We start from the raw sequence: 13,906 nt of genomic DNA on the forward strand, positions 1-13,906 counted from the left end.
ATATCGATTCGAGAGCCACATAGCGTGGGCGCTACCACATGTTAGCGCCCATTTTTTTATTCATCATTCAATAACGCCGGCAGCGCGATAAAGCTGAATATGCACGTCCACCAGCGCAGCAATATCTCTTTGATAGCCTCCACCAATTACCGCAGCAATTGGAACGCCAAGACGCTCGGCTAAAGCAAAAACTCGCTTGTCTCTTTCATATACACCGTGGGTAGATATATGCAAGTGCCCTAGGTCGTCGTTCTTATGCACATCAACACCCGCATCATAAATAATAGCGTCGGGCTGAAACTGTCTTAAGGCTAATGTCAGCGCCTCTTCAAGCGTAGTTAAATACTCATCATCTTCTGTCCCCTTAGCAAGCCCGATATCAATGTCTGAGTTCTGCTTTCTGTATGGAAAGTTTTTTTCTCCATGGATTGATAAGGTAAAGATATCGCGATCGCTTTCGGCAAGCTTAGCGGTACCATCCCCCTGATGTACGTCTAAATCGACAATGAGCACATTTTCGATAGATGGGGTTTGCTGCATGGTTTTGGCCGCCAAGTACAAGTCATTGAACAAGCAAAAACCCGAGCCAAAATCAGCAAACGCGTGATGATACCCGCCCGTTAAATTCAATGCTTTTCCATGCTCTAAGGCTAGGTTGGCTGTTAAACAGGTTCCTGCAACGGCAGTACGGGTACGCTCAATCAGCTGCTGCGACCAGGGAAAGCCTATGCGGCGCATGGCTTTCTTATCTAATGCGCCAGCACTTAGTGCATCAACATAGTCCGGATCGTAATAGGCAGTGAGAAAAGAAAGATCAACCGGTGATGGAGTAACAAAACGCGATGCTTCCACACCACGATTTAACAATTCATCACGAATACCTACATACTTCTCAATGGGAAATCGGTGTCGCTCGGGAAGATCTAACTGGCTATAAATAGGGTGGAATACGAGTGGTGTTGTCATTATTGTCAGTACTAGTTTATGGGCGCATGAATCTGTAAAAGAAACAACTAAAGAGGCGTAACCATAGTTTGTGCACGCCCCTTTTAGTACTAATACTGACAAAGGCCACTTAGCGGGTCAAACTGTTCACCACCTTTTCAACGTTTTCTGACATACTTTTCATAGAGCGTGACATATCGTCACGTTGTGCAAGTTGATGATACTTTTCAGATGATGTCACCACGTTGCTAATTATTGTTTCCACTTGGTGGAGCACAGCCTCTTGTTCATCTGCCGCCTCGTTGAGCGCCACAACTACGCTGGCCGTTTCTTGGATATCCCTTACCACGTTATTGAGTGTTTCAAGCGCTGTTGCAGCTTCAGCCGCGTTGGTATCGGATAACTGCTTGCCGGAAGACATTGCCGCAACTGCGCCTTTCGCTTCTGCCTCAAAGCTGCTTAAGATATCGTTAATTTCTTTTGTCGACTGTTGTGTTTTAGCCGCAAGAGCCCGAACTTCATCGGCTACTACCGCAAAACCACGTCCATGCTCGCCTGCCCTAGCGGCTTCAATTGCGGCATTTAAAGCTAACAAGTTTGTTTGGTCAGCTATTTCGTTGATTACATTTACCACCTTTAGAATATTGGTACTGCGGCTTTGCAGTTCTGATACGATATTACTTGATTCTGTTACCGTTTTAGCTAGCTGTTTAAAACCTGCGTTGGCGCTTTCAAACGTGGCATAACAACTCGCCACGTTTTTTTCAGAATTATTTGTGGCTACGGCAACCTGATCAGTGATAGCCACTAAATTCTGGACAATCTCCTTTAGTTTATCTGTGCTGCTATCAAGTGAGCGTGACGCATCACGCTGTCCATCAGCGCCCTCCATAATGGATTGGCTGACGTTGCCGAGGGTGCCAAATGCTTTTTCCATTTCTCGTTCTGCCTGTTGAAGCTGCGCAACCGAATCTTTCAATTTTAGTTGCAGCGCACGGGCAGAATCTGCCAGCATACCCAACTCATGTTCACTGGAATAAGTTAAGTCATAGTCGTAATGGCTGTTAGCTAAGTTGGATATACACGCTGCAACCTGTTTAGTTGGCTTAATGACCTGCGAGCGCAAACGAGCAATAACATACACGACTGAAAGTACAGACAATGCAATGGCTGCCAGAATAATTATCCAGAGCATAGTCCGCGTATTGCTTTTAAGATCAGCTATTGCACTTGCTGAATCTGCGGCAATTTCCTCTGCTATACCTGTAAGAAGCTTGGCAGGCTCTCTATCAATACCGCGCACAAAGCTATCGCCGATTTTTGGGTCAAATCCAGAGTTTACAAATGCGTTGTACCCTTCGCGGTATCTTTCTGCCATAACAGCATGCGCTTTTTGAAATTTCCTAATATCAGCCTTCACGCTTTCACTCACCACATTACTTGATAGCATCAGGTCAAACTGGCGGGTGATGTCGGCTTCCCGCTGTTGAAATCGCTCCCAGTATTTTTCTCTGTCTTCTTCTTTGTGACCACGCAGCAGTACATTTTTCCACTCTTGAACCTGGGTTTTGAATGTACTTAGCGTGGTATTAACATCCCGTTCAGACTGAACAAGGGTGTGCTCTAACTCATCGAACGAATTAAGTAACGAGAAAGACTTTAGAATTGAGGCACCGTTTAATAGTACAAGAATTAAAAAGCTGGCGAGAACAGGCGTCATCACCAAACGGCTGATGCTTGTGTAATTGAACACGGCTTAACCTTTAGTATAAATTTAAAGAAGGACGTCGCCATTAAATGATATTTTTATGACGGTATGGTTACAAATTTGGTATGAATTTTTATAACTGTATACAGTGTATAATACGTATGAATTTTTCTACGCAACAAGCATCTTAGAGACGAATATGCTTAAAAGCTATACGAATTTCTAATTTTTCCGATTGTGTAGAGCTTAATTGACATTGTAGTAAATTAGATCGATTTAGCATAGGTAATTAAAGACACACTGAAACTGTATCTACAGCGCTTTTTCCTATTGGAGAATTTTTTTCAGAATTAATATCACGACTTCGGTAAAATTGTAATTCTGTTCTAGTTCTTGGCATAACACATTGTTCTTTAATCAAAAAGCAAAAGGAATCAGTAGCGATAAGCCATATATGACGAAGTATCTTAACGTTGATCTTTTTAGATATGACACAATAGTTTTTGAGAGTTGAATAAGAGCCGTTTTTAAAAAACGTTCTTAAATTTGTTCACACCTTTACGTCAAAATAATTTACACACCACATCAACATACCTATTTTCTCATTTACAAACAATAATTTATAAGTTGGCACTAAACTTGTTAAACAACCGTGATTCAGCTTAATCAGCATTGCTGGTTATACTTCATCTCCACAACTTTTTACAGGGACCGAAAAATTAAATGAAAAAACTACTAATAGGCTTCTTAATTAGTGTTGCTGCTTGTTATTGTAACGCTTCTATCATTAAGTTATCTGAAACAGATTTCAATTCTGGTTCTGGATTGATCACGTTTTCTGAGTTCACTTTAGGCACAATAAATCCGTTTTACACTCCCAGCGATTACGGTGGTGCAGTCACTGCTCCTAATGTGTCGTTTGATGGCTGGTTTACTGGACAAGGTTTGAGCACAACCCCTGGTGTTGACTGTCCAGGTGCTGTTGCATCAGCTTGTATCGTAGGTTCACCATCAGGGCCTTTATCTTTGGATACTTCATCTCCTGATACTCGAATTGTCAATGATGGAGCAAATCCTACATCTCCAGTCTTGAGTGGAACCCCATCTTTTAATGGTGGAATTGCTGTACTATTCAGTACTGATCAGGTCGGTGTTGGTTTTGAAGGTGGATTTTTCGATTCAGTTGGCTCGACTGCGATAACAGCCTTCGACCGTTCTGGAAATTTAATAGGTTCTGTATCGAATACCGTAACAGGTATTGAATTTTTGGGGCTGGCAGTCTCTGATGGCACGGCAACCATTGCTGGTGTTTTTCTTGACTTAGTAGGGGCAGAACCTGCTGGCTTTGCTATCGACAACATTCGCTTTGGACAAGCTAAAGACATTGATGTTGTCACTGACGTTCCAGAGCCCACAGTACTAGCGCTTCTTGCAATGGGCTTGATGGGTATGGCAGCACGCCGCAAGCGAAACCTTGGCTAGTAGCTATTTGGTTAAGATATTAGAAGACGGCTCACCGAGTCATCTTCTAATGTACTATTACAACACCAAAGCTAGCTCTTTGGTACTATAGGGGACTGTAATTGGCGTATTAGAGTATTAAACAATCGATCTACGCCTTAAACAAAGATTTCTCTTCCAAACTCGCCTAGTCAACTATTTTAAAAAGATTAGTAAAATATCAGATTATTCATCAACAATGCCACCGCCCAAGACCTGAAGACATTAAGAATGTAAACATAGACTTAGATTTGTAAAACTACTTGGCCTAGGCTTAGGACGGAGATGTACTCAATGTTCCCAACAGCAAAAATTATTCTTAACGTTGAAGCACTGCGAGAAGCCTTATCAACTAAGCTCTTGTAAGTATTTGGAAGAAAGCTGACCAAAATAGCCAGCTTTTTTAAATACTTCAAATTATCCCACTATTCCCACTCTATCGTAGCAGGCGGCTTTCCAGAAATATCGTAAACCACGCGGCTAATGCCGTCGATTTCGTTGATAATGCGATTCGACACTTTACCTAGGAAGTCGTAAGGCAAATGTGCCCAGTGAGCCGTCATAAAGTCGATGGTTTCAACTGCACGAAGACTTACAACCCAGTCGTATTTACGCGCATCACCCATTACGCCTACTGAGCGCACTGGAAGGAATACGGTAAACGCTTGGCTTACTTTTTGGTATAGGTCAGCTGCATATAACTCTTCAATGAAGATAGCGTCAGCACGACGCAGTAAGTCGCAATATTCTTTCTTAATTTCACCAAGTACACGAACACCTAGACCAGGACCAGGGAATGGGTGACGGTAAAGCATGTCGTACGGTAAACCTAGCTCAAGGCCGATTTTGCGTACTTCGTCTTTAAAGAGTTCACGCAGTGGTTCAACAAGACCTAGCTCCATATCTTCTGGAAGACCACCCACGTTATGGTGCGATTTGATTACGTGCGCTTTACCCGTTGCAGAACCCGCTGACTCAATAACGTCTGGGTAAATAGTACCTTGCGCTAACCACTTCGCGTTTTCACGCTTACCCGCTTCTTCGTCAAATACACGAACGAACTCATTACCAATAGCTTTACGTTTAAGCTCAGGATCTTCAATGCCTTTTAAGCGATCAAGGAAACGCTCTTCAGCGTCTACACGGATAATGTTTAGGCCAAAGTGGTCACCAAACATTTCCATAACCTGATCAGCTTCATTTAAACGAAGCAGGCCATTGTCCACAAACACACAGGTAAGTTTGTCGCCGATTGCGCGGTGAAGCAGCATTGCTGTTACTGAAGAATCTACGCCGCCTGAAAGGCCAAGGATGACTTCTTCATCACCCACTTTCTCTTTTATGCGCTCAATGGCATCGTCAATAATAGCGCCAGCTGTCCACAGCTTTTCACACTTACAGATGTCCATCACAAAGTGAGTTAATAAACGCATGCCTTGGCGAGTATGCGTCACTTCAGGGTGGAACTGCACGCCGTAAAATTGCTTTTCTGCGTTATACATTGCAGCGTGTGGGCATGAAGCAGTTTGCGCGATGGTTTCAAAACCTTCAGGAATAGCAGCCACTTTATCGCCGTGGCTCATCCATACGTCAAGCAGCGCCGCGCCGTTATCACCTATGGCATCTTCAATTTTATCTAGCAGCGGGCTTGGCTTAATCACTTCTACTTGCGCATAACCAAACTCACGCTTGTCAGAACCCAGTACACCGCCACCTAGCTGTTGTGCCATGGTTTGCATGCCATAGCACACGCCTAGTACTGGCACGCCAGCTTCAAATACGTACTCGGGCGCGCGTGGCGAGCCTTCTTCGGTTACTGACTCTGGGCCGCCCGACAGAATAATCCCTTGTGGATTAAATTCGCGAATTTGCTCTTCGGTCACATCCCAAGCCCAAAGCTCACAGTAAACGCCAATTTCGCGAACACGACGTGCTATCAACTGCGTGTATTGCGAGCCAAAATCCAAAATAAGTATGCGTTGGTCGTGGATATTTGTGGTCATGTTTTATTTTTACCCGTTAAATAAAAGAACAAAGGCTGGTGTAGTACCAGCCTCGCAGTCGTCGGTCGCCTTAACCTAAACGGTAGTTTGGCGCTTCTTTGGTAATGCTTACATCGTGAACGTGACTCTCACCCATGCCGGCTGAGGTTACGCGCACAAATTGTGCCTTGGTATTGAGCTCTTCAATGGTAGCACAGCCAGTTAAGCCCATGGCTGAGCGCAAGCCGCCCATTTGCTGGTGGATAATATTAGCAATTGGCCCTTTGTACGCCACGCGACCTTCAATACCTTCTGGTACGAGTTTTTCTGCGCTATCAGAGTCTTGGAAATAGCGGTCTGACGAACCATGGCTTTGATCCATCGCGCCTAGCGAGCCCATGCCGCGATATGACTTGTAATAACGACCTTGGAAAAGTTCAACTTCCCCTGGCGCTTCTTCGGTACCCGCTAGCATGCTGCCAACCATGACGCAGCTTGCGCCAGCAGCCAATGCCTTGGCGATGTCACCAGAGAAACGAATACCGCCGTCAGCAATAACAGGTATGTCTGTATCTTTTAATGCTTCTACGGCATCTGATACCGCAGTAATTTGCGGTACACCGCAACCGGTTACGATACGGGTAGTACAAATTGAACCAGGACCAATACCCACTTTAACAGCATCTACGCCGGCATCGGCAAGTGCTTTCGCGCCGTCGCCCGTGGCTACGTTGCCCGCAATAATTTGAACATCAGGATAGTCAGCACGTACTTTTTTCACGCGGTCGATAACGCCTTGTGAGTGACCGTGAGAGGTATCGATAAGTAAAACGTCAACGCCCGCATCTACAAGTAATGCGATACGTTCGTCAGTACCAGGACCAACGCTTACCGCAGCGCCAACGCGAAGGCGGCCAAGCGAATCTTTACATGCGTTTGGTTTGTTTTCTGCTTTTTGGAAGTCTTTAACGGTGATAAGGCCTGTAAGCTTGAACGCATCGTCAACAACAAGAATTTTCTCAATGCGGTGTTCGTGCATAAGGTCTAACACCACATCAGAGCTTGCACCTTCTTTTACGGTAACCAGATCATCCTTACCGGTCATCACGTTGCTAATAGGCAGGTTTAAGCGCTTTTCAAAGCGCAGATCGCGGCCTGTCACAATACCAATTAGGTTATTATCTTTGTCAGTCACCGGGAAACCTGAGTAACCTAAACGCTTAGAAAGCGCGATAACTTCACCAATGGTCGCATTCTCTTCAACCGTTACCGGGTCGGATACCACACCACTTTCGTATTTTTTAACTTCACGTACGTGTTTAGCTTGCTCCTCGGGCTTCATGTTTTTATGAATGAAACCAATACCACCCTCTTGCGCTAGCGCGATAGCTAGACGGGCTTCAGAAACCGTGTCCATAGCAGCAGACACCATTGGAATATTTAGCGTTACGCCGCGTGTAAGACGCGTTTGTAAGTTTGCAGTATGAGGAAGGACGGTCGAGTGGCCGGGAACCAGCAACACATCGTCGAACGTCAGGGCTTCTTGGATGATACGTAGCATGCAACAACACCTATTCAGTTGAGGGTTAATTGCGGCGCAATTGTAGTGTTTTTTAGTTTTCAGGTAAACTCTAAATGTATTAAACCCAGTGATTTTTTTTATGTTTACAAATTCGCCATCTACGTCTCGACAAATTTTAACAGTTACCAAGCTAAATCGCTTAGCCAGAACCGTATTGGAAGGCGAGATTGGCCTTATTTGGCTATCGGCTGAAATATCCAACTTTGTGGCAGCCGCATCAGGGCATTGGTATTTCACACTGAAAGACAACAAAGCCCAAGTCCGCGCGGCCATGTTCAAGGGGTCAAACCGCAATGTTCGCATTCGCCCTAAAGAAGGCGACAAAATTTTAGTGCGAGCGTCGGTTGGCCTTTACGAAGCACGCGGCGACTATCAACTGGTTGTCGAACACATGGAAAGCGATGGCGAAGGTGCGCTTAAGCAAGCGTTCGAAGCGCTGAAGTTCAAACTTAATAATGAGGGCTTGTTCGACGCCGCAAACAAACGCCCGTTACCTGAGCGCATTAACCGCATTGGCGTAATAACCTCATCAAGCGGTGCAGCACTTCACGACGTATTGAGCGTACTAAAGCGCAGGAGTCCACAAACTGAAATCATCGTGTATCCATCAATGGTTCAGGGTGATACCGCACCTTTACAGCTTATTAATGCATTAAGAACGGCTAACATGCGCGCCGAAGTCGACGTTCTATTAATCACAAGAGGCGGTGGTTCACTAGAAGATTTATGGTGTTTTAACGATGAAGGGTTGGCGAGAGAAGTCGCTGCAAGTGCGCTGCCTATAGTAAGCGCTGTAGGCCATGAAGTCGATTTTACAATAAGCGATTTCGTCGCTGATGTTCGCGCCCCTACCCCATCTGCAGCTGCAGAAATCTTAAGTCAGGATTCGACAGCGCTTTATCAAACCTTGGGGCAGCAAAAACAGCGCTTAGCACGGGCAATACATCAGTATATTCAAACCAGCAAGCAGCAGCTCACTTTAAAGAAACAACGTTTAAATGCATTACATCCACAAAGCCGTATTCAGTCGCAATGGCAAACCTTAGACAGACTGCAGCTTCGTTTAACGCATAAAATTCAAAGTGATTTAGCAAAAGCAGAAAAGCAACTGCATACACTCGAATACAGATTAAATCAAAAGTCGCCATCTGCAAACGTGACTCGGGCGAAAGACAGGCTGAACTATGCTAGCACCAAGCTTTTATCCAGTGTAAATACACTGATAAGAAGTAAAAAAAATGAACTTGGTAACAAGGTTAGCCTCTTACAATCGGTAAGCCCGCTTTCTACGTTAGCTCGAGGTTACAGCATCACATTTACCAACGATAAAGCCATTAATAGTGTTGATAAACTGAACGTGGGTGATGAGATAAAATCTCGAGTGACTGACGGTGAGATTACCAGTACTGTGACATCCATTCAGCGCCAATAGGTAGCCATCTGCATTATGCCCGTTAAATCACAGAGTACATCTATTTACCATGTTAAGGGTATTTGCCATGTTAAGGGTATTTACCATGTTAAGGGGTGGGCTCGCGCATTTACTGATAGCGTTTTTGACAAGATGTCAAAGCCAATCTCTTGTCTGTTCTTTTATGCGTTAGTGAGTTTTGCTAATCAGGTTGAGGCGTCTGCTGTTCATCAAGGTGTATCCGTTTTCTCAACCTACCCTAGCGAGCGTTTGCTGAATTCATGTAGTGCACAACAAGCCCTCCCTCAACAAGAGCAAGCACTAAAAAACACTGCAGAAATATGCATGGAAGATGCTATTTCTCCCGACAGTTTCATCAAAGAATTGAGCAACTCTGGTCAGTTTTATGACCTTATACCTAACGGTGAGGGAACTGATTATGAGCTACTAATTGCTAACGTCGGTGTGTCGCCAAATAAGTATCAGCGACATGCAAAGCAGTTCGCAGAGTTTACGCTGCAATGGCGTGGCATTGAAATTGACTCGTCAACGTTTGATATCGACGCACTAATTAACGATAGCGAACAAAGAGGAAATCAAAACACTAAAAATGAAGCATTTCTGTTGGTTTCTCGTTGGCTTGAGCATGTAAACCAAGCAAGAATATTTACTAGCCAGTTTTTGTTTGACGCGCTTGAAGCAAGTAATTATGACCTAGGGCTACAGGTTCCTGAAACCATTGGTGATTTCACCAAATTGGACACACAACTTTTTGCCGACCCATTTAGCGGCGTAATCACGCGCTACACACATTCAGAATTTGAAGACGCACTTATTGATGTAATTGTTTATCCTTTTATAGCGCCACTTTCCTTGAAAGAAGCCGAACTACTGCCGAATCAGTTAAAGAGCGATTTACAAAAGGCATCTGCTAATGCAGCGTTACAAAACTTAACCTTGTCGCAAGTTAGCCCCGCCTCACCGTACACTGTTAACAACAAGATTTCCGGATGGCGGTTGGGACTTAGCGCAGCGTCAGAAACTTCGCCAACCATTTTCGCGACAACTTATGTATTTAAACAACAAGATAAAATTGTAAAAATATCGACAACTTTTCCTCCTGATTTTTCAGACACCATCGTCAATGAACTTATCGTTAACGTTGAAGTGCCGCAGGAGTCTGCAATGATGAAAAAAATCCGTGAGTTACTCTAGGCCGTCAGCACTAGACTTCCTTCAGAGAACGTCGTCTAACCAGCGGTGTTCTCAACCGCGTTTTTTCCTGTGGCTCACAGTTTAGAATATAAACCTTTTGCTGTTCTCTCGGTTTGTATTTATCAAACCAATTGTACATCTGATTTTTTTGCAGTTCTGACGTGGTATCAAATAATTTTTCGACTGACACTTTGTCTCCCATACGTTGGAGGTAACTTTCCTAACAGTGAAATAAGCAAGATCAGTTCCATCACACCGACCTGAATAAAAAATAATCACTAGGCGAGACTTAATACCAGTCCGCATAGGGCATTCCCCACTCAGCGACATTTAAAACCGCCCCTCGAAAAGGCATGCATTCAACATTGCTTGTCATAGTGGCGGTAGAGCGTCACCTTGACTGAGCGAAGATAGTGGGAGAAAGAAAAATATTCTCGTGAAATGAAATTATGACTGATACGGTAACTTAACGCGTTGTATTTGAATAAAGAAACAAGAGACGCCACCTCCCAAATTGAAAGCTAGCATCTCTATTTTACCGCTTTATTTTTTGTCCTTGTAAAAGGACATCATCCGGCGCCTCTTTCGCTGCTGTGCAAGGGTTAAATTGTTTTTCTTACCCTCAAATGGATTGTTTCCTTCCCTAAATTCAATCTTGATTGGAGTGCCCATAATTTCAAGCGCTTTTCTAAAGTAGTTCATCAAGAAACGTTTGTAAGAGCTTGGCAAATCATCTACTTGATTACCGTGAATAACAATAACTGGCGGATTGTATCCTCCCGCGTGTGCGTACTTCATTTTAACGCGACGTCCGCGCACCAACGGTGGTTGGTGGTCATCCTGCGCCATTTCCATTATCTGGGTAAGTAACGCTGTGTTAACTCGTTTGGTCGCACTTAAATACGCTTCTTGCACAGATTCAAATAGGTTACCCACACCCGAACCATGGAGTGCCGAAATAAAGTGAATTCGTGCAAAGTCTATAAAGCCTAATCGACGGTCTAGTTCGCGTTTTATGTCGTCTTTAACGTCAGTACTTAACCCATCCCATTTATTCACCGCCACCACAAGCGAACGGCCTGAATTAAGCACAAAACCTAACAAGCTCAAATCTTGATCAGTTATACCTTCTCTTGCATCAATGACGAGCAACACAACGTTTGCCTCTTCAATGGCCTGAAGGGTTTTCACAATAGAGAATTTTTCGACTGCTTCGCTTATTTTTTTACGCTTTCTTACACCCGCGGTGTCAATAAGAATATATTCTCGTTCATCCCTTTCCATTGGAATATAAACGCTGTCACGAGTCGTCCCTGGCATATCAAACACAACTACACGCTCTTCACCAAGAATGCGGTTAGTTAGCGTAGACTTACCAACGTTAGGTTTACCCACAATGGCCAGCTTTATTGGTAAATTCTGTAATCGTTGACGCTGCGTTTCAGCGTCTTCTTCTTCTTCAGAAGCTTCATCGACAATTTCCATGTCAGGAAAGTCTGACTCCAGAGGCTTAAGTGCGTCTTGCAATAGCTGACTGACGCCTCGCCCATGAGCAGCCGCAATCTGCTTAATCTCACCAAGGCCTAGCGAGTAAAATTCAGCACTCTCGCTGTCGCCGTCGATACCGTCGACTTTATTGGCGACAACAAATACCTTTTTATTGATGCGCCTTAGGTGATCGGCGATCCCCTGGTCGGCAGGCAACATGCCAGCTCTAGCATCAACTAGAAATAGAACAACATCAGCCTCTTCAATTGCAAGCAAAGACTGTTGTGCCATTTCGGCATCAATGCCTTCTTCATCACCAGTGATACCACCTGTATCTACAACAATAAACTGACGACTATCAAATTTTGCCTGGCCATATTTGCGATCTCGCGTTAGGCCCGGGTAATCGGCAACTAGGGCGTCTCGCGTATTGGTAAGACGATTAAACAAGGTTGATTTTCCAACATTTGGACGACCAACCAAAGCAACAACGGGTAACATTTATCAGATCCTAAAGGTCATGAAGCTAAAAAGCAGCAAGCTGGCTTAAACTGACTTACGGCATTACAAAGCGAGTAACAACGCCAAAATCACATTCGATTTGAATAGCAGCTTTTGTGAATGGTTTTATTATATCTCGTCAGCGGTTTAATACCAACCAACGGAAACACACGTGAACGTTAACGATGACATCAAGCAAAGCGGTGGGTTACAGGAGCATTTGCATCTTTGAACATAAACAACGGCAACACAGCGTTTGGACTGCATTGCCGTTATCGTAAATTTAGTTAGCTGTAGCCGTGCACAAGTTAGTTAGGCGCACGAACAGACGCAATCACACCATTACGGGTAACCGCAATAACCGCGTCATCAACTTTTAACGGAGCTGCAAAGATAGCATCGTCCTCATCGTCACCGCCGATGTCTATTCTAGCCACAATTTGGCCTGTCTCTTGCTCTATCCAATGCATAAAGCCCCAGTTGTCTCCCACAACTATATAATCGCCAACGGGGGTTGCTGACGTAAGCGAGCGCTGCTTCAACGCACCTTGAGACCACAATTCAACACCGTTTCTTCTGTCTAGCGCATAAACATTCGACTTGTTGTCAACGACAAAAATGTTATTACCATCGACCGAAAGGTTTCGGTATGAAGCGTATTCACGTTTCCACACTACACGCCCAGTTCTGAGCTCAACCGCAGCTAATGTGCCGTTGTACGACACCGTATAAATAGTGCCGCCGAATAATACAGGCGTTGTATCTATATCAACAATACGCTCAAGTTCTGTTGCACCCGATGGCGTCGCTACGACGGTCTCCCATGCAAGTACGCCAGTTTCGATTAGATTAACTTGAACTTTACCCGTTGCCGTACCAACTATTACCCCACCGTTAGAAGCGATTGGGCCTGAAATACCGCGCAACGTTAGCGGAGGAGTATCACCCTCGTGACGCCACAACTGCTCACCCGTGCGAGTACTAAATCCAAATAAACTGCTCGCGCCAGTATTAACAACCAAAATACCAGCATCGACCGCCGGAGCAGCTAAGATTTCTCCAGGAACGGTGGCATCCCAAAGAAGTTCGCCAGTATCGATATCAAGCGCGGCAACATAGCCGTTTTCGGTCCCGATAAAAACGCGTTTTTCAGCGACAGAAATACCACCGATTCGCGCTGTTTCACCTTTGCGCCAGAGTTTAGTCACCGGACTGAGCATGCCTTCGTTCTTAAAGGTCGCGAAGTCTTTTTCCCACAGTACATTGCCTGTTGAAGGTTCCATAGCAACTACCACTCCATGCCTATCAGCCGCAAACAACTTGCCGTAGGCATAAACCGGACGAAGACGAGAAAAATAATGGTCAACACCATCACCGATGTCACGTTCCCAATTGATATCTAGTGAAAACTTTTCATCGATTGGTTTTAATCTTCGTATTTCTAATTCTTCTTCATCTGCAAACCAGTCTGTGACGGTAGAGCAGCCAGAAAGCGTTAACGAGACGGCAAATGCCATACCCAGTGTGCGAGCGAAACGACCTTTACGGCCACACGTATCGTGAAACAAATTGCG

General features: G+C 44.6%; 9 protein-coding genes. 3 read left to right on the forward strand and 6 right to left on the reverse strand.

Going from position 1 to position 13,906, the window contains the following annotated elements:
- Window positions 1-63 precede the first annotated feature (63 nt).
- Window positions 64-966 (reverse strand): histone deacetylase, encoded by a 903-nt coding sequence (locus BK026_RS08055; RefSeq protein ID WP_071815406.1) that lies wholly within the window; start codon window positions 964-966, stop codon window positions 64-66.
- 109 nt (window positions 967-1,075) lie between these two features.
- Window positions 1,076-2,698, reverse strand: a complete 1,623-nt coding sequence (locus BK026_RS08060) for a methyl-accepting chemotaxis protein (RefSeq protein WP_071815407.1) — start codon at window positions 2,696-2,698, stop codon at window positions 1,076-1,078.
- A 678-nt stretch (window positions 2,699-3,376) separates the two neighbouring features.
- Here BK026_RS08060 and BK026_RS08065 point away from each other — a divergent pair.
- Window positions 3,377-4,135, forward strand: a complete 759-nt coding sequence (locus tag BK026_RS08065; protein WP_071815408.1) for a PEP-CTERM sorting domain-containing protein — start codon at window positions 3,377-3,379, stop codon at window positions 4,133-4,135.
- Between the two features lie 443 nt (window positions 4,136-4,578).
- Here BK026_RS08065 and guaA read toward each other — a convergent pair whose 3' ends face one another.
- Together guaA and guaB are read right to left on the reverse strand one after the other, a co-directional pair.
- The gene (gene guaA / locus BK026_RS08070) at window positions 4,579-6,156 is read right to left on the reverse strand and encodes a glutamine-hydrolyzing GMP synthase (protein WP_014950157.1); all 1,578 of its coding nucleotides are present in this window, start codon (window positions 6,154-6,156) and stop codon (window positions 4,579-4,581) included.
- Window positions 6,157-6,226: 70 nt separating this feature from the next.
- Window positions 6,227-7,696: an IMP dehydrogenase gene (gene guaB / locus BK026_RS08075; protein WP_071815409.1), complete on the reverse strand. Its 1,470-nt coding sequence runs from the start codon at window positions 7,694-7,696 to the stop codon at window positions 6,227-6,229.
- Window positions 7,697-7,796: 100 nt separating this feature from the next.
- Here guaB and xseA point away from each other — a divergent pair, with 100 nt between their 5' ends.
- Together xseA and BK026_RS08085 are read left to right on the forward strand one after the other, a co-directional pair.
- Window positions 7,797-9,149: an exodeoxyribonuclease VII large subunit gene (xseA, locus tag BK026_RS08080; RefSeq protein WP_071815410.1), complete on the forward strand. Its 1,353-nt coding sequence runs from the start codon at window positions 7,797-7,799 to the stop codon at window positions 9,147-9,149.
- A 132-nt stretch (window positions 9,150-9,281) separates the two neighbouring features.
- Window positions 9,282-10,343, forward strand: a complete 1,062-nt coding sequence (locus tag BK026_RS08085) for a hypothetical protein (protein WP_143142099.1) — start codon at window positions 9,282-9,284, stop codon at window positions 10,341-10,343.
- 543 nt (window positions 10,344-10,886) lie between these two features.
- Here BK026_RS08085 and der read toward each other — a convergent pair.
- On the reverse strand, window positions 10,887-12,332 hold the full coding sequence (der, locus tag BK026_RS08095; protein ID WP_071815412.1) for a ribosome biogenesis GTPase Der: 1,446 nt from the start codon (window positions 12,330-12,332) through the stop codon (window positions 10,887-10,889).
- Between the two features lie 308 nt (window positions 12,333-12,640).
- Entirely contained in the window at window positions 12,641-13,900 is a 1,260-nt protein-coding gene (gene bamB / locus BK026_RS08100; RefSeq protein ID WP_071815413.1) for an outer membrane protein assembly factor BamB, read from the reverse strand.
- Window positions 13,901-13,906 lie beyond the last annotated feature (6 nt).

The organism is Alteromonas sp. V450, from assembly GCF_001885075.1.
Taxonomy (GTDB): Bacteria; Pseudomonadota; Gammaproteobacteria; order Enterobacterales; family Alteromonadaceae; genus Alteromonas.

Excerpts from the sequence above, each read along its gene's own strand:
- der (WP_071815412.1), bottom strand. The coding sequence starts at position 12,332 with ATGTTACCCGTTGTTGCTTTGGTTGGTCGTCCAAATGTTGGAAAATCA.
- BK026_RS08055 (WP_071815406.1), bottom strand. The coding sequence starts at position 966 with ATGACAACACCACTCGTATTCCACCCTATTTATAGCCAGTTAGATCTT.
- BK026_RS08085 (WP_143142099.1), top strand. The coding sequence starts at position 9,282 with ATGTCAAAGCCAATCTCTTGTCTGTTCTTTTATGCGTTAGTGAGTTTT.
- guaA (WP_014950157.1), bottom strand. The coding sequence starts at position 6,156 with ATGACCACAAATATCCACGACCAACGCATACTTATTTTGGATTTTGGC.
- guaB (WP_071815409.1), bottom strand. The coding sequence starts at position 7,696 with ATGCTACGTATCATCCAAGAAGCCCTGACGTTCGACGATGTGTTGCTG.
- BK026_RS08065 (WP_071815408.1), top strand. The coding sequence starts at position 3,377 with ATGAAAAAACTACTAATAGGCTTCTTAATTAGTGTTGCTGCTTGTTAT.
- xseA (WP_071815410.1), top strand. The coding sequence starts at position 7,797 with ATGTTTACAAATTCGCCATCTACGTCTCGACAAATTTTAACAGTTACC.